This is a genomic window from Pseudomonas sp. PB101, assembly GCF_009764265.1.
Lineage (GTDB): Bacteria > Pseudomonadota > Gammaproteobacteria > Pseudomonadales > Pseudomonadaceae > Aquipseudomonas.
Genome location: NZ_RWIR01000021.1, coordinates 47,902 through 67,575 on the forward strand (window position 1 = coordinate 47,902; position 19,674 = coordinate 67,575).

18 protein-coding genes and 1 other RNA gene are annotated in these 19,674 nt (G+C 61.7%); 4 read left to right on the forward strand and 15 right to left on the reverse strand.

Annotation, left to right across the window (positions count from 1 at the left end):
* Nucleotides 1-2: 2 nt before the first annotated feature.
* From EI969_RS06475 to rsmI, 15 genes are all read right to left on the reverse strand, one after another.
* A complete protein-coding gene (locus tag EI969_RS06475; protein WP_160386661.1) occupies nucleotides 3-872 on the reverse strand; it encodes a cell division protein FtsQ/DivIB in 870 nt (289 codons plus the stop codon).
* A gap of 4 nt (nucleotides 873-876) precedes the next feature.
* Nucleotides 877-1,845, reverse strand: a complete 969-nt coding sequence (locus EI969_RS06480; RefSeq protein WP_160386663.1) for a D-alanine--D-alanine ligase — start codon at nucleotides 1,843-1,845, stop codon at nucleotides 877-879.
* Complete coding sequence (gene murC / locus EI969_RS06485) at nucleotides 1,842-3,302, reverse strand: UDP-N-acetylmuramate--L-alanine ligase (RefSeq protein ID WP_160386665.1); 1,461 nt, start codon at nucleotides 3,300-3,302, stop codon at nucleotides 1,842-1,844. Before murC ends, EI969_RS06480 begins: the two co-directional genes overlap by 4 nt.
* Complete coding sequence (gene murG, locus EI969_RS06490) at nucleotides 3,295-4,365, reverse strand: undecaprenyldiphospho-muramoylpentapeptide beta-N-acetylglucosaminyltransferase (RefSeq protein WP_160386667.1); 1,071 nt, start codon at nucleotides 4,363-4,365, stop codon at nucleotides 3,295-3,297. Before murG ends, murC begins: the two co-directional genes overlap by 8 nt.
* A complete protein-coding gene (gene ftsW / locus EI969_RS06495; protein ID WP_007972603.1) occupies nucleotides 4,355-5,572 on the reverse strand; it encodes a putative lipid II flippase FtsW in 1,218 nt (405 codons plus the stop codon). The genes murG and ftsW overlap by 11 nt, the downstream gene beginning before the upstream one ends.
* Nucleotides 5,569-6,915, reverse strand: coding sequence for a UDP-N-acetylmuramoyl-L-alanine--D-glutamate ligase (gene murD / locus EI969_RS06500; RefSeq protein ID WP_160386669.1), 1,347 nt, complete (start codon nucleotides 6,913-6,915; stop codon nucleotides 5,569-5,571). The genes ftsW and murD overlap by 4 nt, the downstream gene beginning before the upstream one ends.
* Before the next feature lie 6 nt (nucleotides 6,916-6,921).
* The gene (gene mraY / locus EI969_RS06505; protein WP_160386671.1) at nucleotides 6,922-8,004 is read right to left on the reverse strand and encodes a phospho-N-acetylmuramoyl-pentapeptide-transferase; all 1,083 of its coding nucleotides are present in this window, start codon (nucleotides 8,002-8,004) and stop codon (nucleotides 6,922-6,924) included.
* On the reverse strand, nucleotides 8,004-9,371 hold the full coding sequence (murF, locus tag EI969_RS06510; protein WP_160386673.1) for a UDP-N-acetylmuramoyl-tripeptide--D-alanyl-D-alanine ligase: 1,368 nt from the start codon (nucleotides 9,369-9,371) through the stop codon (nucleotides 8,004-8,006). Before murF ends, mraY begins: the two co-directional genes overlap by 1 nt.
* A complete protein-coding gene (locus EI969_RS06515) occupies nucleotides 9,364-10,827 on the reverse strand; it encodes a UDP-N-acetylmuramoyl-L-alanyl-D-glutamate--2,6-diaminopimelate ligase (RefSeq protein ID WP_160386674.1) in 1,464 nt (487 codons plus the stop codon). The genes murF and EI969_RS06515 overlap by 8 nt, the downstream gene beginning before the upstream one ends.
* Nucleotides 10,827-12,566, reverse strand: a complete 1,740-nt coding sequence (locus tag EI969_RS06520) for a penicillin-binding protein 2 (protein ID WP_178120578.1) — start codon at nucleotides 12,564-12,566, stop codon at nucleotides 10,827-10,829. Before EI969_RS06520 ends, EI969_RS06515 begins: the two co-directional genes overlap by 1 nt.
* The gene (gene ftsL / locus EI969_RS06525; RefSeq protein WP_056726225.1) at nucleotides 12,566-12,859 is read right to left on the reverse strand and encodes a cell division protein FtsL; all 294 of its coding nucleotides are present in this window, start codon (nucleotides 12,857-12,859) and stop codon (nucleotides 12,566-12,568) included. The genes EI969_RS06520 and ftsL overlap by 1 nt, the downstream gene beginning before the upstream one ends.
* Complete coding sequence (gene rsmH, locus EI969_RS06530) at nucleotides 12,856-13,803, reverse strand: 16S rRNA (cytosine(1402)-N(4))-methyltransferase RsmH (RefSeq protein WP_007972589.1); 948 nt, start codon at nucleotides 13,801-13,803, stop codon at nucleotides 12,856-12,858. Before rsmH ends, ftsL begins: the two co-directional genes overlap by 4 nt.
* On the reverse strand, nucleotides 13,800-14,255 hold the full coding sequence (gene mraZ, locus EI969_RS06535) for a division/cell wall cluster transcriptional repressor MraZ (protein WP_160386678.1): 456 nt from the start codon (nucleotides 14,253-14,255) through the stop codon (nucleotides 13,800-13,802). Before mraZ ends, rsmH begins: the two co-directional genes overlap by 4 nt.
* Before the next feature lie 355 nt (nucleotides 14,256-14,610).
* An RNA gene (gene rnpB, locus EI969_RS06540) (RNase P RNA component class A) lies at nucleotides 14,611-14,964 on the reverse strand.
* Between the two features lie 75 nt (nucleotides 14,965-15,039).
* A complete protein-coding gene (gene rsmI / locus EI969_RS06545; RefSeq protein ID WP_173900780.1) occupies nucleotides 15,040-15,945 on the reverse strand; it encodes a 16S rRNA (cytidine(1402)-2'-O)-methyltransferase in 906 nt (301 codons plus the stop codon).
* Nucleotides 15,946-16,122: 177 nt separating this feature from the next.
* On the opposite strand from rsmI, the gene EI969_RS06550 reads away from it, so the two are divergent.
* From EI969_RS06550 to EI969_RS06565, 4 genes are all read left to right on the forward strand, one after another.
* Nucleotides 16,123-17,934, forward strand: a complete 1,812-nt coding sequence (locus EI969_RS06550) for a penicillin-binding protein activator (RefSeq protein WP_160386680.1) — start codon at nucleotides 16,123-16,125, stop codon at nucleotides 17,932-17,934.
* A complete protein-coding gene (locus tag EI969_RS06555) occupies nucleotides 17,934-18,296 on the forward strand; it encodes a YraN family protein (RefSeq protein ID WP_160386682.1) in 363 nt (120 codons plus the stop codon). Before EI969_RS06550 ends, EI969_RS06555 begins: the two co-directional genes overlap by 1 nt.
* A 105-nt stretch (nucleotides 18,297-18,401) precedes the next feature.
* On the forward strand, nucleotides 18,402-18,995 hold the full coding sequence (locus EI969_RS06560; protein ID WP_028624534.1) for a phosphoheptose isomerase: 594 nt from the start codon (nucleotides 18,402-18,404) through the stop codon (nucleotides 18,993-18,995).
* A complete protein-coding gene (locus EI969_RS06565; protein ID WP_160386684.1) occupies nucleotides 18,992-19,570 on the forward strand; it encodes a BON domain-containing protein in 579 nt (192 codons plus the stop codon). The genes EI969_RS06560 and EI969_RS06565 overlap by 4 nt, the downstream gene beginning before the upstream one ends.
* Nucleotides 19,571-19,674 lie beyond the last annotated feature (104 nt).

Here is a 19,674-nt window from a genome sequence, read left to right on the forward strand (position 1 = left end):
TCTTAATTCTTCGCGACAGCGGGTTGGGCTGCCGTGGGCGCTACAGGTTCCCGCCAGCCAACAGCGAGGCCGTTGGCGTAGCGCAGATCGATGCGCGCAATGTTCGTAATCTGTTCTTTGAGCGTCTTGTCATAGATGGCGATAAAGCGGCGCATCTTTTCCACCAGGTTGCCGCGGCCAAGCAGCAGTTCGATTCCCGGGCCGGCACTGCCGGGGCCGGTGGTCAGGAACCAGCTGCCGCGTTCGCGCAACTCCAGGCGTGCAATCGAGAAGCCCAGAGGCCGGAGCATCTGACTCAACACCTGGTACTGCTGCATCACCTGCTGCTGGGCCCGTTGTGGGCCGAACAGCTGAGGCAAATGTTCGTAGTTCGCCAGTTCACGCGGGGTGAAGGCCTGGCCCTGGTTGTTCAACAGCGACTCGTCGCCCCAACGGGCCACCGGCAGTTGTTCTTCCAGGCGGATCACCACTTGATCCGGCCATACCCTGCGCACTTCGGCGTGGGCAATCCATGGCATCGTTTCCAGCTCGGTGCGCATGCTCGCCAGGTCGATGGTGAAGAAGCTCGACGCCACGTACGGGGCGATCCGCTGCTGCACCGCTTGCTGGCTGATGTAACTCAAGTCGCCCTGCACGTTGATCTTGGTGATCGGCCGGTCGGCATATGGCAGCAAGCGTGTCGCGCCCTCATAGGTACCGAACCCCAAAGCCACCAGCAGCACCGGCCAGAACAACGCTTTGAGAAAACCGAAGTTGGCTTTCGGCAGGCGCGCGGACATCGGCTCTTTGGCCACCATTCGGCTGGCACCCCGCGGCACCGGCTTGCGGCCGGGCGATGCGGGGGGCTGATGTCTCAGCTGTGCGCCTTGCATGCTCTTAACCTCTTGGCTCTTTATTGCCGGCAACGCTCTCGGCCAGAATGGCCAGGACCAGTTGCTGGAAATCCAGACCGGCAGCACGGGCCGCCATCGGCACCAGGCTGTGATCGGTCATGCCCGGTGCGGTGTTGACTTCCAGGAACCAGAACCGCCCTTCGGCGTCCTGCATCACGTCTGCCCTGCCCCAACCGGCGATACCCAGCGCTTCACAGGCTTTCGCCGTGAGGTCCATGAGTTCCTTTTCCTTGGCGCTGTCCAGACCGCACGGGATGCGGTACTGGGTATCGTTGGCGATGTACTTGGCGTCGTAGTCGTAGAAGCTGTGCGTCGTGCCCAGGGCAATCGGTGGCAACACCTGGTCACGCAGGGTGGCGATGGTGAACTCCGGACCGTGAATCCATTGCTCGACCAACACTTGCGAATCGTAGGTACTGGCCGCTTTCCATGCGTCGATCAATTCGGACGCGGAACTCACTTTGGCCATACCGATACTTGAACCTTCATGGGCCGGTTTGACGATCAAAGGGAAGCCCAGTTCCGTCGCCGCCGAAATACAATCGGCCTCGCTGCCGAGTACCGCGTGACGGGGCGTCGGAATGCCCAGGCTGTGCCAGACCTGCTTGGTCCGCAGCTTGTCCATGGCCAGCGCCGAGGCGAGGATGCCGCTGCCGGTGTACGGAATGCCCAGGCATTCGAGCAGGCCCTGCATGCTGCCGTCTTCACCGCCACGACCGTGGAGGATGATGAAGGCGCGGTCGATCTTTTCATTGAGCAGGCGCTGCAGCAGGTCATCGCCCACGTCGAGGCCGAACGCGTCGACACCGGCGCTTTGCAGTGCATCGAGCACCGCGTTGCCCGACTTCAGGGACACCTCGCGCTCGGCACTCTTGCCGCCGAACAGCACGGCGACGCGGCCGAAGTCTTTCGGCGCGATCGTGGAGACCAGGTTGGCGTAGGCAGCACTCATTTCAACTTCCCCTTCTCCGGCGCGGCAACGGCACCGGCGAACAACTCGCTTTTCAACAGTTTTGGTGCGAGACCGCCAATATCACCGGCGCCCTGGCACAGCAGGATGTCGCCGGCACGCAGCAGCGGCTTGACCACTGGCGCGAGGTCGACACCACGCTCGATGTAGATCGGATCGAGCTGGCCACGCTGACGGATGCTGTTGCACAGCTTGCGGCTGTCGGCGCCCGGAATCGGCTCTTCGCCGGCCGGATAGACTTCCATCAGCAGCAGGACGTTGGCGTCGGCCAGTACATTGACGAAATCGTCGTACAGGTCACGGGTGCGGCTGTAACGGTGTGGCTGGTAGACCATCACCAGGCGGCGCTCCGGCCAGCCGCCGCGTACGGCCTTGATCACGGCCGCGACTTCCGTCGGGTGGTGACCGTAGTCATCCACCAGCATCACATTGCCGCCTTCCACCGGCAGTTCGCCGTAGACCTGGAAGCGTCGGCCGACACCCTGGAATCCGGACAGGCCCTGGACGATGGCTTCATCGCTGACGCCTTCGTCGGTGGCGATGCAGATGGTCGCCAGCGAGTTCAGTACGTTGTGGTTGCCAGGCATGTTCACCGAAACATCCAGCGGCTCGCGGTCTGGGCGCAGCACGGTGAAGAAGGTTTGCATGCCTTGCTGGCGCACGTTGATGGCGCGCACGTCGCAGTCTTCGCCGAAGCCGTAGGTAACGGTCGGACGCTTGACCTGCGGGAGGATTTCACGCACTACCGGGTCGTCCAGGCACACCACCGCCAGACCGTAGAACGGCAGGTTGTGCAGGAACTCGACGAAGGTTTTCTTCAGCTTGTTGAAGTCACCGTCGTAGGTCGCCATGTGATCGGCGTCGATGTTGGTGACCACGGCCACCAGTGGCTGCAAGTGCAGGAAGCTGGCGTCGCTTTCGTCGGCCTCGGCGATCAGGTAGCGGCTGGTGCCGAGCTGGGCATTGGTGCCCGCGGCATTCAGGCGGCCACCGATGACGAACGTCGGGTCCAGGCCACCGGCGGCGAACACCGAAGCGATCAGGCTGGTGGTGGTGGTTTTGCCGTGGGTACCGGCAACGGCGATGCCGTGGCGATAACGCATCAGCTCAGCCAGCATCTCGGCACGCGGCACCACCGGAATACGGCGTTCCAGCGCGGTGGCGACTTCCGGGTTGGACGTGTTCACGGCGCTAGACACCACCAGCACGTCGGCGGCAGCGGCGTTCTCGGCGCGGTGGCCGATGAAAATCTGCGCCCCGAAGGACTCCAGGCGCTCGGTTACCGGTGAAGCCTTCAGGTCGGAGCCGGACACGGCATAACCCAGGTTCAGCAATACTTCGGCGATCCCGCACATGCCCACGCCGCCGATACCGACGAAGTGGATGCGACGGATGCGGCGCATTTCCGGTTGCGGCATGGCTTTCTGACTCTCAACCATGGGCCACCTCCAGGCAGCTATCGACGACGTTGCGGGTGGCATCGGGTTTGGCCAGGCGGCGTGCCGCGGTAGCCATTTCGTTGAGTCGTTGTGGTTGCATCAGGACCTCTGTCAGGCGAGCGGCAAGATCCGCTGCGCCGGTCGTTCTTTGCGGCATCAGGAAGGCTGCGCCTTCACGGGCCAAATATTCGGCGTTGCGGGTCTGGTGATCATCGATGGCATGGGGCAAAGGCACCAGCATCGAGGGCAGACCGGCGGCGGCCAGTTCACTGATGGTCAGCGCGCCTGCGCGACATACCACCAGGTCGGCCCAGCCGTAGGCTTGGGCCATGTCTTTGATGAAGGGCTGCACCTGCGCCTCGACGCCAGCCGCGCGATAGCGCTCTGCAGTCACTTCATCGTGGTTTTTACCGGCCTGATGGAACACCTCCGGACGCAAGTCGGCAGCGACTTGCGACAGGGCTTCAGGCAGCAATTTGTTCAACGGTTCTGCGCCCAGGCTTCCGCCCAGGATCAGCAAACGCGCCTTGCGACCGGCCAAGGCAGGTCGCGATGTTTCGAGGAACAGCTCGGTGCGCACCGGATTACCAGTGGTCCGGCGGCTGTCCGACAGGGTAAAGGTGTCGGGGAACGCTTCACAGACTCGGGCGGCCAACGGCACCAGCAACCGATTGGCGGTACCAGCCACGGCGTTCTGTTCGTGAACGATCACCGGTACGCCGGCCAGCTTGGCCGCGACGCCACCAGGCCCGGTCACAAAACCACCAAAACCCACGACGCAGACCGGTTGCAGACGGCGAATGATCGCCCGTGCCTGCCAGACCGACTTGAACAACATGAACGGTGCCTTGAGCAATGACAGCTTGCCCTTGCCGCGCAGACCGCTGGCGTTGATCCGATGCAGTTCGATACCGGCCGCCGGCACCAGATCGTTCTCGATCCCACGCGGAGTGCCGAGCCAGTGCACGGTATAGCCGCGCGCCTGGAATTCGCGGGCACAGGCCAGCGCCGGGAACACGTGGCCACCGGTACCGCCAGCCATGATCATCACGTTAGCGCCCATGGTGCGGCTCCTCGGCGAAGTCGCTCTCATGGAACTCCATCTCTTCGCTGCCCAGGTGGGTTCGACTTTCCCACTCGATGCGCAGCAACAAGCCGAGACAGGCACAGCAGATCACCAACGAACTACCCCCGTAACTGAGGAACGGCAGGGTCAGACCCTTGGTCGGCAGCAGACCGACGTTTACACCGATGTTGATCAGGAACTGGCCGATCCACAGGAACGACAGACCGTATGCCACATAAGCCGCAAAGAACTGCTTGGCCTTCTCGGCCCACAAACCGATGTACATGCCGCGAATACACACGAAGACGAACAGTGCCACGGTGCACAACGAACCCACCGCGCCCAGCTCCTCGGCCAGCACCGAGAACACGAAGTCCGTGTGGGCTTCCGGCAGGTAGAACTGTTTCTGCACGCTGTTGCCCAGGCCGACGCCCAGCCATTCGCCGCGACCGAAAGCGATCAATGCCTGGGACAACTGATAGCCGGCACCGAACTGGTCGGCCCACGGGTCGGCAAAGTTGGTCAGACGCGCCATTCGATACGGCTGCATCTGAATCAACAGCACCACCGCGCCGACGGCCAGTACCACCATCAGGGAAAATCGGAACAGCCCGACGCCGCCAAGGAACAGCATCGCCGCCGCGGCCCCCATCATCACGACGGTGGCACCGAAGTCCGGTTCCATCAGCAGCAGGCCGGCCATGGGCAGCAGCACGATGAACGGCTTGAAAAAGCCCATCCAGCTTTCACGCACTTCTTTCTGGCGGCGTACCAGATAACCGGCGAGGTAGATCACCACGAACACCTTGGCGATCTCGGAAGGCTGAACGTTGAAGAAACTGAAGCCGATCCAGCGCATCGAGCCGTTAACCTCACGGCCGATCCCCGGAATGATCACCATCACCAGCAAGCCGAACGCCCCCAGCAGCATCAGCCAGCCCAGGCGTTGCCAGGTGGCGATCGGGATCATCATGGTGACGATGCAGGCACCCAGGCCCAGCACCACGTAAATAAGGTGGCGAATCATGTAATACAGAGCGCTGCCGGACTGCACAGCCGCCACTTCGGTCGATGCCGAGGCGATCATGATCAGGCCGAGGCCGAGCAACGTCAGGCAACCGGCGAGCATCGGGAAGTCGAGGTCGATCCCGCGTCCGGTGATGAGCGGCGATGGATATGGCTTGATGATGCCTTTGAGACTCATGCCAGATCCTCCACGGCTTGGACGAACTGGTGACCACGGTCTTCGTAGTTCTTGAACATGTCGAAACTGGCGCAGGCCGGCGACAACAGCACCACGTCGCCCGGCTGGGCGACAGCGCGGCATTGCTCGACGGCTTCGACCAGGGAACCGGCGCGGATCAGCGGTACCGCGTCGCCGATGGTCTCGCCGATCTTGTCGGAGTCGCGGCCCATCAGGATCACGGCGCGGCAGTTGGCCGCCACCGGATCGCGCAGGTCCTTGAAATCGGCACCCTTGCCGTCACCGCCGGCGATCAGCACGACCTTGCCTTCGATGTCCGCGCCCAAGCCTTCGATGGCCGCCAGCGCGGCACCCACGTTGGTGGCTTTGGAATCGTTGTAGTAGCCCACGCCGTCGAGATCGCGGACCCATTGGCAGCGATGCTCGAGACCGGCGAAGGTGCGCAGGCTCGACAGCATGGCGTCGAACGGCAGGCCGACTGCATGACCCAGGGCCAAGGCCGCCAGGGCGTTGGACTGGTTGTGGGCACCACGAATCTTCAATTCGCGCACCGGCATCAGGTCCTGGAATTCGAAGGCCAGGTATTTCTCGCCGCCTTCTTCACGGATACCGAAGGCTTTGAAATCGGGTTTGGTCAGGCCGAAGGTCCAGCACGGCTGGCCCTCGCCCATCAGTGGACGGCTCAGGGCGTCCTGACGGTTGACCACGAACTGCTTCGCTCCACGGAAGATCCGGTGCTTGGCCAGGTGGTAGGCCGGCAGACCGCTGTAGCGATCCATGTGGTCTTCGCTGATGTTGAGCACGGTCGCCACTTCAGCGTTGAGCTGGTCTGTGGTTTCCAGCTGGAAGCTCGACAACTCCATCACGTACAACTCGATGTCATCGTTCAGCAGGTCCAGCGCCGGCGTGCCGAGGTTGCCGCCGACGGCCACACGCTTGCCTGCCGCCGCCGCCATTTCGCCGACCAGCGTGGTCACGGTGCTTTTCGCGTTGGAACCGCTGATGGCGACGATCGGCGCCTTCGCGTTACGCGCGAACAGCTCGATGTCGCCGGACAATTTCACGCCACGGGCGGCGGCCGCCTGCAGGGCCGGTGTCGCCAGCGCCAGGCCGGGGCTCACGTAGAGCTCGTCGGCACGGCAGAGGAATTCGACGTCCAGCTCGCCACAACGCACTTCCACGTGCGGATAGTCACGCTTGAGCGTGGCCAGTTCCGGTGGGTTTTCCCGCGTATCGGCCACTGCAAACGCCACGCCCCGGTTCGCCAGGAAGCGAACCAGAGACATGCCGCTCTTGCCGAGGCCGACAACGATGCGGAAGTGGTCAGAAGCGATCAGAGACACGAGTTTCTACCTCAGCTTCAGGGTGGCAAGGCCAACCAGCACGAGAATCACGGTGATGATCCAGAAACGGACGATCACGCGCGGCTCGGGCCAGCCCTTGAGTTCAAAGTGGTGGTGGATAGGCGCCATGCGGAATACGCGGCGACCGGTCAGCTTAAAGGAGGCAACCTGAATGACCACTGACAGGGTTTCCATCACGAACACGCCGCCCATGATGAACAGGACGATTTCCTGACGAACGATCACCGCGATGGTGCCCAGGGCCGCGCCCAGCGCCAGTGCGCCGACGTCACCCATGAACACTTGTGCCGGATAGGTGTTGAACCAGAGGAAGCCCAGGCCTGCTCCGATCAGCGCGCCGCAGAACACGATCAACTCACCGGCGCCCGGTACATAAGGAATCAGCAGGTATTCGGCGAATTTAATGTTACCCGACAGGTAGCAGAAGATCCCCAGGCCACCACCGACCATCACGGTCGGCATGATCGCCAGGCCGTCAAGGCCGTCGGTCAGGTTGACCGCGTTGCTCGAACCGACGATCACGAAGTAGGTCAGCACGATGAAGCCTGCGCCCAGCGGAATGCTGTAGTCCTTGAGCATCGGCAGGATCAGGGTGGTTTCCACCGGCGTCGCGGCGGTCATATAAAGGAAGATCGCTGCGCCGAGGCCGAATACCGATTGCCAGAAATACTTCCAGCGGCTCGGCAAGCCACGGGAGTTCTTCTCGATGACCTTGCGGTAGTCGTCGACCCAGCCGATGGCGCCGAACAGCAGGGTCACCAGCAGTACGACCCAGACGTAACGGTTGGTCAGGTCAGCCCACAGCAGGGTGCTGACACCGATGGACGACAGAATCAGCGCGCCGCCCATGGTCGGGGTTCCCGATTTGGACAGGTGCGACTGCGGGCCGTCGTTGCGAACGGACTGACCGATCTGACGGTTCTGCAAAGTGCGGATCATCCACGGGCCATAGCACAGCGACAAGACCAGCGCGGTCAGCACACCGAGAATCCCCCGCAGGGTCAGGTACTGGAAGACCGCGAAGCCTTTGTAGAACTGTTGCAGATACTCCGCTAGCAGCAGCAGCATTAATGTTTCTCCAGGCTGGACCCGCACAAGGCGGCGACGACGTTTTCCATCGCAGCGCTGCGCGACCCCTTGATCAAAATGGTGGTGTTTGTGTCTTGCTCGGCGCCCAGGGCCTTGATCAGTTCAGCCTGCGTGCTGAAGTGAAAAGCCTGTGGACCGAATGCGTTCACGGCGTGGGCCATCATTGGCCCGACGGCGTACAGCGCAGAAACCTTGCCGCGGGCGTACTCGCCCACGTCGCGGTGCCCCTGCTCCGCCCATTCGCCCAACTCGCCGATATCCCCGAGCACCAGGACGGTGCGACCGGAAAAGCCGGCCAGTATATCAACGGCAGCGCACATCGAGGTGGGGTTGGCGTTGTAAGTGTCATCGATCACGCGCATGCCATTGCTGGCCAGCTGTGCAACGGTGCGACCCTTGACCGGTTGCACCGCGCCAAGGCCGGTGGCGATGCCAAACAGCGACACGCCCAGGGCATGGGCGGCAGCGGCGGCAGCCATGGCGTTGGCGACGTTATGGGTGCCGAGCAGGTTCAGTTGAACGCGCTCCACACCTTCAGGGCTGTGCAGATTGAACGCCGGGCAGCCACGAGCATCGGTGGCCAGGTCACTGGCGTAGAAGTCGGCGCTGGAGTTGCTCAGCGCAAACGTCAGCACCTTGCGATCACCGGCGCGCGTCTTCCAGATGCCGAATGCCTTGTCATCGAGATTGAGAACGGCGACGCCATCGGCATCCAGCCCTTCAATGATCTCGCCCTTGGCTTCGACGATTTTGTCCGGCCCGCCGAATTCGCCGACGTGGGCGGTCCCGGCGTTATTGAGAATGGCCACGTGCGGCCTGGTCAGGCCGACGGTGTAGGCAATTTCGCCCAGGCGCGAGGCACCCAGTTCGATCACCGCGGCGGTGTGTTCCGGCGCCAGTTCGAGCAAGGTCAGCGGCACGCCGAGGTCGTTGTTCAGGTTGCCACGGGTCGCCAGCACGGCACCGCGCGTACGCAGGATGCTCGCAAGCATTTCCTTGACCGTGGTCTTGCCGCTGGAACCGGTCACGGCGGCAACGGGCTGGGTGAACGCAGCACGGTTGAGCGCGCCCAACTGCCCCAATGCCTGACGGGCGTCGCTGACCAACAACTGCGGCAGCGTGCTGTCAGCGACTTCTCGCTCGACCAGCGCGGCCACGGCGCCCTTGGCCGCCACTTCATTGAGATAGTCATGACCGTCAAAACGCGGACCGGCCAGGGCAATAAACAGTTGGCCCGACTTGATTGCACGGCTGTCGATGCTGACGCCGTCGAAGCTGGCATCAGTCGAAACCAGGCGTGCATTCAGCGCTCCGGTCAGTTCGCTCAGCTGCAGGGCTTTAAGCATGGGCCACCTCCCACGCGGTCAAGGCATGATCGGCCTCGACCAGATCGGAAAAGGCATGACGCTCGCCGTTGATTTCCTGATAGTCCTCATGACCTTTACCGGCCAGGACGATCACGTCATCCACCGAGGCGCTGGCGATCAGCCGGGCAATCGCCTGACCACGACCGGCAACGAACGCCACTTTATCCACAGCCGTGAAACCGGCGCGGATGTCATCGAAAATCACCGATGGATCTTCGGTACGCGGGTTGTCATCGGTCACCAGCACGCCGTCGGCCAGACGCTCGACGACTTCGGCCATCAACGGACGCTTGCCACGATCGCGATCACCGCCACAGCCGAACAGGCACAACAACCGGCCCTTGGCGTGAGGGCGCAAGGCCATCAGGACTTTTTCCAGGGCATCCGGGGTGTGGGCGTAATCGACCACCACCAGCGGCTGCGAACCTCCACCCAGACGCTGCATGCGTCCGGCAGGGCCTTCGAGTTTGGGCAGTACCTTGAGGATTTCGTCCAGTGCGTAGTCCAGACCCAGCAATGCACCCACCGCTGCCAACACGTTGCTCAGGTTGAAACGACCGAGCAGAGTGCTGCGCAAGTGGTGCTCGCCCTGCGGCGTGACCAGCGTGGCGCGCACGCCTTCGTCGTCGAACTGCGCCTGGCGGCAATACAGGTAGGCACTGGAATCTTCCAGGCTGTAGGTAATCAGCCGCGACTCGCGCTTGTCGGCAGCCAATTGCCGACCGAAATCGTCGTCGAGGTTGACCACGCGGCATTTCAAATCATTCCAGGCAAACAGCCTGGCCTTGGCTTCGCCGTAGGCCTGCATGGTGCCGTGGTAATCCAGGTGATCGCGGGACAGGTTGGTCATCACGGCCACATCGAAGGCCAGTGCCGTCACACGGCCCTGGTCCAGGCCATGGGAGGAAACCTCCATCGCCACGGCTTTGGCCCCGGCCTTTTTCAGATCTGCCAGGGTCGCCTGCACGGCAATCGGATTCGGCGTGGTATGCAGGCCGCTTTGCAGCGCACCATGGAAACCGGAACCGAGTGTGCCAACCAGGCCACAGTGCTGGCCGAGCAGGTCCAGGGCCTGGGCGACCAATTGAGTCACGCTGGTCTTGCCGTTGGTGCCGGTCACACCCACCAGGTTCAGGTGATGGCTCGGTTCGCCATAAAAACGCCCGGCGATATCCGACAGCTGGGCCGCCAGCCCTTTGACCGGAATCAGCGGCACTTCCGTGATCGGCAGCACAGTGGCGCCTTCCACTTCATAGGCGACGGCAGCAGCGCCACGCGCAAGCGCGTCGGCGATGTGCGCGCGACCATCGAACTTCCCGCCCGGCACGGCGAGGAACAGGTCACCCGCACGCACATTGCGGCTGTCCAGGGCGAGCTCGCGAATCAGCAGATCGTGGCCGGCGTGAGGGAAAATCTTGTTCAGGCTCAGAGACATCAGCCGCGCCCTCCATTGGCTTTCAGCGGAACGACCGGTGTTGCGTTCGCTTGTTGAGTAGGTGGCAGGTTGTCTGGCGTGACGTTCATCAGGCGCAGGGTGCCCGACATCACGCGACTGAACACCGGCGCGGAAACCAGGCCACCGAAGTAACCGGCCTTGGTCGGCTCGTCGATAACGACCACGATGGCGTAGCGCGGATCGCTCATCGGGCCGAAACCGGCGAACAGCGAGCGATAGGAGTTCTCCGCGTAGCCCTTGGTGCCAACCGAAGTTTTACGTGCAGTACCCGACTTGCCGCCCACGTGATATGCCGGCACCTGCGCACGGAACACACCGCGCGGCGCCTCGATCACTTGCTGCAGCATGGTTTGCATGGTTTTCGCGACCGCCTCCGGCAACACCTGAGTGGTTTGCGGCGCCTTGTCGGTCTTGATCAGGGTCAGCGGTGCGAGGCGACCGTTGTTGGCCAGGGCCGAGAAGGCGTGGACCAACTGGATCGCGGTCACGGAAACACCGTAGCCGTAGGACAGCGTGGCGGTTTCTGCCTTGCGCCATTCGCGGTAGTTCGGCAGATTGCCGACGCGCTCGCCCGGGAAGCCCAGGCCGGTGTCCTGGCCGAGGCCGACCTTCTGCGCCAGACGGAAAATGGTTTCGCCGCCGATATCGAACGCGACCTTGCTCATTCCGACGTTACTGGAATTGATCAGGATGCCGGTCAGGTCGAGCACCGGGCCTTCGGACTTGGATACGTCCTTGATGGTGTACTTGCCAATCTGCAAGGTGCCCGGATACACCTCGACGGTATCGCTCGGTTTCCAGCGGCCGGTTTCGATGGCCGCGCTCATCGAGATCGCTTTCATGGTCGAGCCTGGCTCGAACACGTCGATCATCGCGCGGTTACGCATCATCGCCGGCTGCAGGTTGCGGCGGTTGTTCGGGTTGTAGGTCGGCTGGTTGACCATTGCGAGAATCTCGCCGGTCTTCACGTCCATGATCACCAGGCTGCCGGCCTTGGCGCCGTTCTCGATGATCGCGTTACGCAGTTCGCGGTTGGCCAGGTATTGCAGGCGCAGGTCAATGGACAACGCCAAGGGCTTGCCGGCCTTGGCGTTTTTGGTGACCTGGACATCCTTGATCAACCGGCCGCGCCGGTCCTTGATGACTTGTCGTTTACCCGGCACCCCGGCCAGCCATTCGTCATAGGCCAGCTCGATACCTTCCTTGCCATGGTCATCGATGTCGGTAAAGCCGACCATGTGCGCGGTCACTTCACCGGCCGGATAGAAACGGCGGAACTCTTCGATGCCATAGACGCCAGGCACTTTCAAATCGAGCACCGCCTGGCCCTGCTCAGGCGTCAGCCCGCGCACCAGGTAAATGAATTCTTTATTGGCTTGCGCTTCAAGGCGCTCGGCCAAGGCTTTAGGGTCTTGCCCCAGGGCTGCCGCCAGTGCCGGCCACTTCTCTTTGGCCGTTTGCATTTCCTTGGCGTTGGCCCAAAGGGTGGTGACCGGAGTACTCACGGCCAAAGGCTCGCCGTTACGGTCGGTGATCAGGCCACGGTGAGCCGGAATTGGAATATGACGAACACTGCGAGCATCGCCCTGGCCTTTAAGGAAGGCACGGTCGACCACTTGCAAATCGATGATGCGCCAGGCAATCGCGGCCACCATGATGCCGAGCAAACCCAGCACCACGCGGAACCGCCAAGGAAAGAGTGCACCTTCGAGTTTCATCATGGCGCCACCATCTTCACGTCAGCGGCACCGGGGATGTGCATTTTCAGTTGTTCGGTGGCCAGCACTTCGATACGGCTGTGGGCGGTCCAGGTGCTCTGCTCCAGAATCAACCGGCCCCACTCGGCTTGCGCCTTGTCGCGCACGCTCAATTCGTTGTACAGCGAATTCAATAGCTGACGGTTCCAGTGGGCGCTGTAAGACACGCCGATGGCCGACACGAGCACGCCGACAAACAGCAGCAGCATGAAAAAGCTTCCGCCGGGCAATGGCTTGGCGAAAAGCCTGCTCACCGCAGCTTCTCCGCCACACGCATGACAGCGCTACGGGAACGTGGGTTGGCTTTGAGTTCGGCGTCGGAGGCCGTCTGCGCTTTGCCATGGACTTTGATTTTCGGTTCGAAAGCGACGTGCCGAACCGGCAGGTTGCGCGGCAGGTTGTCGGCTTCGCCTTTCACCAGCTTGCGCATGAACAGTTTGACGATGCGGTCTTCCAGCGAATGGAAGCTGATCACCACCAGGCGGCCGCCCACTTCCAGGCACTCCAGCGCGGCTTCGAGGCCGGTCTCCAGATCACCCAGTTCGTTGTTGACGTGAATACGCAAGCCCTGGAACGCGCGGGTTGCCGGGTTCTTGCCCTTTTCCCACGCCGGGTTGGCGACCTTCAGGACTTCCGCCAGGTCACCGGTGCGCTCGAATGGCTTGATGTCGCGGCGCTCGGCCACGGCACGGGCCATGCGACCGGAAAAACGCTCTTCGCCGTATTCCTTGAAAACACGGGCGATTTCTTCCACGGGAGCAGTGTTGACGAATTCAGCTGCGCTGATGCCACGGGACGGGTCCATGCGCATGTCCAGCGGGCCATCGTTGAGGAAGCTGAAGCCGCGCTCAGGGTCGTCGAGCTGTGGCGAGGACACGCCAAGATCCAGCAGCACGCCGCTGACCTTGCCGGCCAGACCGCGCTCGGCGACTTCCGAACCGAGCTCGGCAAAGCTGCGCTGCACAACGACAAAGCGGCCGTCTTCGGCCGCTAGCGTCTGCCCGGTGGCAATCGCTTGTGGATCTTTGTCGAACCCGAGCAAGCGACCATCGGGACCGAGCTGGCTGAGGATCAACCGGCTGTGTCCGCCGCGCCCGAACGTACCGTCCAGATAGCAGCCATCAGGACGTACGGCGAGAGCCTCGACGGCTTCGTCAAGCAGTACGGTGATGTGGTTAAAGCCGCTATCAATAGTCACAGGATCAAATCACGCAGTTCTTCAGGCATGGCGCCCGGTTGTTGAATAGCAGCCAGGTCAGCGGCAGAAACCGCGCTCCAGGCATCCTCGTCCCACAATTGGAACTTGTTCAGTTGGCCTACCAACATCGCGCGCTTATCCAACTTGGCATATTCACGAAGACGCGGCGGAACCAGAAAACGACCACTGCCATCGAGCTCGAGGTCGACGGCATTACCAATCAGCAAACGTTGCAGGCGGCGGTTCTCTTCGCGAAGCGAAGGCAGTGCGCGCAGTTTGGTTTCAATAATTTCCCACTCATCGAGGGGGTAAACACATAAACAAGGATCAACGGCATCAATTGTCACGATCAATTGACCGGAACTGCGCGAATCGAGCTCGTCACGGTACCGGCTCGGCATGGCGAGACGGCCCTTTGCATCGAGACTGATAGCGTTAGCTCCGCGAAACACGTCAGCGTTTCTCCAAATTCTAGCGTTTTGAGCTCAAAAAACCCACTTCATGCCACTTTCCGCCACTTGTGCACACTATAGGAATGCGCCCACCACACCGTCAAGGCGCGGATTAAAGGAAAAGCCTTACAGAACTGAGATTTAGGAGCCTTAACGGAGAGGTAACGAGAAACCGGCAGATGAAACTGCCCGATAACTTGAATCAGCACAGGAGGCTGCGTTCGGAAGTTAAAGTAATTTATTAAGAGTAAGATTTTTTTGGTATTACAAAAGAGGTTCTGCGGGTGAATGTGTAAGGAGGGAAATTGCTATCACTCTACCCCTTGCTCAAAGATTTAAGCAGAGGGGAGAAAAGGTGGAGAGTCGATCTGTAAGCCGGGTTCTGTCTTGAACAGTCATTCGTCTACGATGGCCATCACTGGACATCTTTAGCAACCTACCCGGTCCCAGCGCGGGCCACGCCTTGGGACCCTATTTGGTCTTGCTCCAAGTGGGGTTTACCTAGCCACGAACTGTTGCCAGACGTGCGGTGCGCTCTTACCGCACCTTTTCACCCTTACCGGCGCCGAAGCGCTTAGGCGGTTATTTTCTGTGGCACTTTCCGTAGGCTCACGCCTCCCAGGCATTACCTGGCACTTCGCCCTATGGAGCCCGGACTTTCCTCCCCCCCCTAATTTTCATAGAGGGCAGCGACTGTCCGATCGACTCTCCGCCGCGAAGGTTACCGGCAGAGCGCCCGAAGAACAAGCGCCAAACGCCTATCAGCACACCTGCGCGTCGGGTTTTACTCGCCCTTCTGTTTATCCAGCGCGATCTGGTACAGCACATTCTTGCGCTCACCGGTGATTTGCGCCGCCAAAGCAGCCGCGCGCTTGAGCGGCATTTCTTCGAGCAGCAGGTTGAGAATGCGCATTGCCTCGCTGCTGACGGCGCCTTCCTCCTCCGGTGCAGACCAGCCCGCGACCAATACCACGCACTCGCCGCGCTGCTGGTTGCTGTCCGACTCGACGAACTCGCGCAGCTCGGCCAGCGGCAACCCCTTGAGGGTTTCAAAGGTCTTGGTCAGCTCGCGGGCAAGCAGCGCCGGGCGCTCGGGGCCGAACACCAGCTCCATGTCTTGCAGGCATTCCAGAATGCGATGCGGGGCCTCATAGAAGATCAATGTGCGAGGTTCTTCCTTGACCTGTTCAAGACGCGCACGCCGCCCCACCGCCTTGGCCGGCAGAAAACCTTCGAAAATGAAACGGTCGGAAGGCAGCCCCGCCGCCGATAACGCTGCAATCAATGCGCAAGCACCCGGAACCGGTACCACATTGATGCCCGCCGCCCGTGCCTGCCGCACCAGGTGATAGCCCGGATCGGAAATCAGCGGCGTCCCGGCGTCGGAGATCAACGCCACATTGTCACCGGCAAGCAGACGCGTGATAAAGCGACTACCTTCATCCCGTTCGTTGTGCTCATGGCAGGCCGCCAACGGCGTCGAAATACCGAAGTGCTGCATCAAGCGCTGGGAATGGCGGGTGTCTTCCGCGGCGATCAAGGCCACTTCACGCAGAATCTTCAGCGCCCGCGCACTGATGTCATCCAGGTTGCCGATGGGCGTCGCCACCACATAAAGCGAGCCAGCAGCGGAATTCAAAGCACCTGGAGCAGTCAAAGCGCACACCTCATGATCGGTAAAAGTTGCCATTGTAGCGCGTAGCGAGGCTCACGATACGTGCGCGCACTGGCGGTTTCGGCGACCGTTTGTGCACTGGCGCAACATTTACACCAGCTAAATTGATCGATTCACGCCAGTAACATCGCGCCCCGGCCAGTGCTTGGGTACAATTCCACGCTAATTTGATCGAGTATCAGGAACGCTTACATGATCGCTTGCCTGCGGCTGTTATCTGCCCTCTGCCTCGCTGCCTTGCTGGCGGCTTGCGCCAGCTCGCCCTCCTCCAGCCTTGGCGAACTTCCACGGACACCGGACGCCAGTATCGAGCAGTTGCTCGAGAAGGCCGCCCAAAGCAAATCGCCGGAAGATGCTGCACTGCTGCGCCTGAGCGCCGCCGACCTGGCCTATCGCCAGGGCAATGCCGGCCAGTCCGCGCAAATCCTGCAGCAGGTCCCTGTCGAGCAGCTCAAGCCGGGGCAACAGGTTTTCGCCAACACCCTGGCAGCCGAACTGGCCATGACCCGCAACCAGCCCAAGGCAGCATTGACCGCCTTGAGCCATCCGAGCATGCAACGCTTGAGCGAGCTGCCCGTAGAGCAACAGGTCCGCACCGGCACCGTTCACGCCCGCGCCCTGGAAGCCGATGGCCAGACCCTCGCCGCCGCCCGCGAGCGCATATTCATTGCACCGATGCTCAAAGGTGAAGCCGCGAGCAAAAACCACGAAGCCATCTGGACCCTGATCGCTTCGCTGCCAATCGAGCAGTTGCAACCGAATACCACCGACGATCTCGGCGGCTGGATGGCCCTGGCGCTGGCCGTGAAATCTGCCGGCACCCTGGAGCAGCAACAGGCCGCCATCGACAACTGGCGCGCGCAGAACCCGAAACACCCGGCCGCCGTTCAATTGCCGCAGCCACTGACCCAACTCAAGGAACTGGCCAGCCAGCCCCTGAGCAAGATCGCCCTGCTGCTGCCTCAGGACGGCCAACTGGCCTCGGTTGGCAAGGCGCTGCGTGACGGCTTCATGGCCGCTCACTACCAGGCACAACAGGCCGGGCAGAAACCGCCCGCCATCGAGTTTTATGACAGCTCGCGCCTGACCTCCATGGACGAGTTCTACCGCAAGGCCCAGGCCGATGGCGTGCAACTGGTCGTCGGCCCGCTGGAGAAGCCGCTGGTCAAACAGCTGAGCACTCGCCCGCAACTGCCGATCACCACCCTGGCACTGAACTACAGCGAAGGCGATCAAGGCCCTGCGCAGTTGTTCCAGTTCGGTCTTGCCGCTGAAGACGAAGCCCGCGAAGTATCGCGCCGCGCCCGCGCTGACGGCCTGCATCGCGCCGCCATCATGGTGCCGAAAGGTGAATGGGGTGACCGCGTGCTCAAGGCGTTCAGCCAGGACTGGCAAGCCAATGGCGGCACCGTGGTTGCCACCGAGCGTGTCGACCAGCCGGTCCAGTTGGCCCAGCAGATTGCCGACATGTTCCAGCTGCGCCAGAGCGAAGGTCGCGCCAAGAGCCTGCAAAGCACCGTTGGCTCGCAGGTAGCTGCGCAGCCGTCGCGCCGCCAGGACATCGAATTCATCTTCCTCGCCGCAACGCCGCAACAGGCCCAGCAGATCAAACCGACCCTGAACTTCCAGTACGCAGGCGATGTGCCGGTCTACGCCACCTCCCACGTGTTCAGCGCCAGCGGCGACATCAACCAGTACAACGACATGAACGGCATTCGTTTCTGCGAAACGCCATGGTTGCTGGACTCCAATGACCCGCTACGCCGCCAGGTGACCGCCCAGTGGCCGCAAGCCGCCGGCAGCCTGGGTCGCCTGTATGCCATGGGCGTAGACGCCTATCGACTGGCACCACGCCTGGGCCAGCTCAAGTCTCTGCCGGACAGCCGCATCGACGGTGAATCGGGCAGCCTCGGCATGACCCAGAGCCAGCGGGTGGTGCGCCAGCTGCCTTGGGCCCAGTTCACCAATGGTCAGATCCAGCGTCTGCCGGACACCGCTCGCTGATGCCCGACAGGTCACGCCGGCAAAGCGGTATCGATGCCGAGCGCCATGCGCTCGAGCATCTTCAACAACAGGGTCTGCGCCTGCTGGCGCAGAACTGGTTGTGTAAACGCGGCGAGCTTGATCTGGTCATGCTAGATGGCGATACAGTAGTATTCGTTGAAGTCCGCTACAGAAAAAACACTCAATGGGGTGGTGCGCTCGATAGCATCGATGAGCGCAAACGGCAAAAACTGATTTTCGCCGCGCAGTATTTTCTTCAATGCGAGTCGCGCTGGGCCAATTCCCCTTGCCGCTTCGACGTGATTGCCATCGACAGCCACCTCGATCAGTTGAACTGGCTACAGAACGCCTTCGACGGCTGATCGCCGGCATTGCGAACCAGACACTATCACCCAACACTTTTGCTCTTTGCTTTGCGGGCTGCACATTTCATGTGCCGGACAGCCGCGCTAATTAAGGTCACACAGATGGACATGCAATCCCGAATTCGCCAGCTTTTTCAGGCCAGTATCGACACCAAGCAACAGGCGATGGAAGTACTTGCACCGCACATCGAGCAAGCCAGCCAGGTCATGGTCAATGCCCTGCTCAACGAAGGCAAAATGCTTTCCTGCGGCAACGGCGGCTCTGCCGGCGACGCCCAGCACTTCTCGTCCGAGCTGCTCAACCGCTTTGAGCGCGAGCGCCCGAGCCTGCCGGCCATCGCCCTGACGACCGACAGCTCGACGATCACCTCGATCGCCAACGACTACAGCTACAACGAAATCTTCTCCAAGCAGATCCGCGCACTCGGCCAGCCGGGCGATGTGCTGCTGGCTATCTCCACCAGCGGCAACTCGGCCAACATAATTCAAGCGATCCAGGCCGCACATGATCGCGAAATGATTGTCGTAGCAATGACGGGTCGTGATGGCGGCGGCATGGCGTCGCTGCTGTTGCCCGAGGACGTCGAGATTCGCGTACCGGCCAACGTCACCGCTCGTATTCAAGAAGTCCACCTGCTGGCGATCCATTGCCTTTGCGACTTGATCGACAGCCAACTGTTCGGGAGTGAAGAATGACCCCTAATCGCCTTGGCCTACTGGCCTTGACCCTGTGCCTCGGCATCAGCGGCTGCACCTCGGTGGTGAACGCCAGCCGTGAGGCGCCGATCGATGACGACCGCGGTACTCGCACACTGGGCAGCAAGATCGACGATTCGCTGATCGACACCAAGGTCGGCGTGAACATTGCCAAGGCCGACCCGGCCCTGGACAAGGATTCGCACATCGTCGTCACCAGCTTCAACGGTGTCGTGCTGCTTGCCGGGCAAACGCCACGCGCAGACCTCAAGGCCAAGGCCGAACAGGCCGCCGCCGCTGTCCAGCGCGTGAAACAGGTACACAACGAACTGCAAGTCCTGCCGCCCTCCTCGTTGCTGGCACGCCAGAACGACACCTGGCTGACCACCAAGATCAAGACCCAGATGCTCGCCGACGCGAACATCCCTGGATCGCGCATCAAGGTCGTCACTGAAAACGGCATCGTCTACTTGCTGGGCCTGCTGACCAAGCAGGAAGCTGCGCAAGCGACCAATTTGGTGCAAGGCGTTTCCGGTGTGCAGAAGATCGTGAAGTTGTTTGAGTACATCGACTGACGCTCTTCCCCGCACCGATGGCGATGGCACCTCCGGGACCACCCGCCCTGTAGGAGCCGGCTTGCCGGCGATGGCGATCTTGAGGGTGCCATCGCCGGCAAGCC

Excerpts from the sequence above, each read along its gene's own strand:
- murF (WP_160386673.1), bottom strand. The coding sequence starts at position 9,371 with ATGCTTAAAGCCCTGCAGCTGAGCGAACTGACCGGAGCGCTGAATGCA.
- EI969_RS06565 (WP_160386684.1), top strand. The coding sequence starts at position 18,992 with ATGACCCCTAATCGCCTTGGCCTACTGGCCTTGACCCTGTGCCTCGGC.
- EI969_RS06515 (WP_160386674.1), bottom strand. The coding sequence starts at position 10,827 with ATGTCTCTGAGCCTGAACAAGATTTTCCCTCACGCCGGCCACGATCTG.
- ftsW (WP_007972603.1), bottom strand. The coding sequence starts at position 5,572 with ATGAGTCTCAAAGGCATCATCAAGCCATATCCATCGCCGCTCATCACC.
- EI969_RS06475 (WP_160386661.1), bottom strand. The coding sequence starts at position 872 with ATGCAAGGCGCACAGCTGAGACATCAGCCCCCCGCATCGCCCGGCCGC.
- rsmI (WP_173900780.1), bottom strand. The coding sequence starts at position 15,945 with ATGGCAACTTTTACCGATCATGAGGTGTGCGCTTTGACTGCTCCAGGT.
- EI969_RS06520 (WP_178120578.1), bottom strand. The coding sequence starts at position 12,566 with ATGAAACTCGAAGGTGCACTCTTTCCTTGGCGGTTCCGCGTGGTGCTG.
- mraY (WP_160386671.1), bottom strand. The coding sequence starts at position 8,004 with ATGCTGCTGCTGCTAGCGGAGTATCTGCAACAGTTCTACAAAGGCTTC.
- murG (WP_160386667.1), bottom strand. The coding sequence starts at position 4,365 with ATGGGCGCTAACGTGATGATCATGGCTGGCGGTACCGGTGGCCACGTG.
- EI969_RS06560 (WP_028624534.1), top strand. The coding sequence starts at position 18,402 with ATGGACATGCAATCCCGAATTCGCCAGCTTTTTCAGGCCAGTATCGAC.
- EI969_RS06480 (WP_160386663.1), bottom strand. The coding sequence starts at position 1,845 with ATGAGTGCTGCCTACGCCAACCTGGTCTCCACGATCGCGCCGAAAGAC.
- murC (WP_160386665.1), bottom strand. The coding sequence starts at position 3,302 with ATGGTTGAGAGTCAGAAAGCCATGCCGCAACCGGAAATGCGCCGCATC.
- EI969_RS06555 (WP_160386682.1), top strand. The coding sequence starts at position 17,934 with ATGCCCGACAGGTCACGCCGGCAAAGCGGTATCGATGCCGAGCGCCAT.
- EI969_RS06550 (WP_160386680.1), top strand. The coding sequence starts at position 16,123 with ATGATCGCTTGCCTGCGGCTGTTATCTGCCCTCTGCCTCGCTGCCTTG.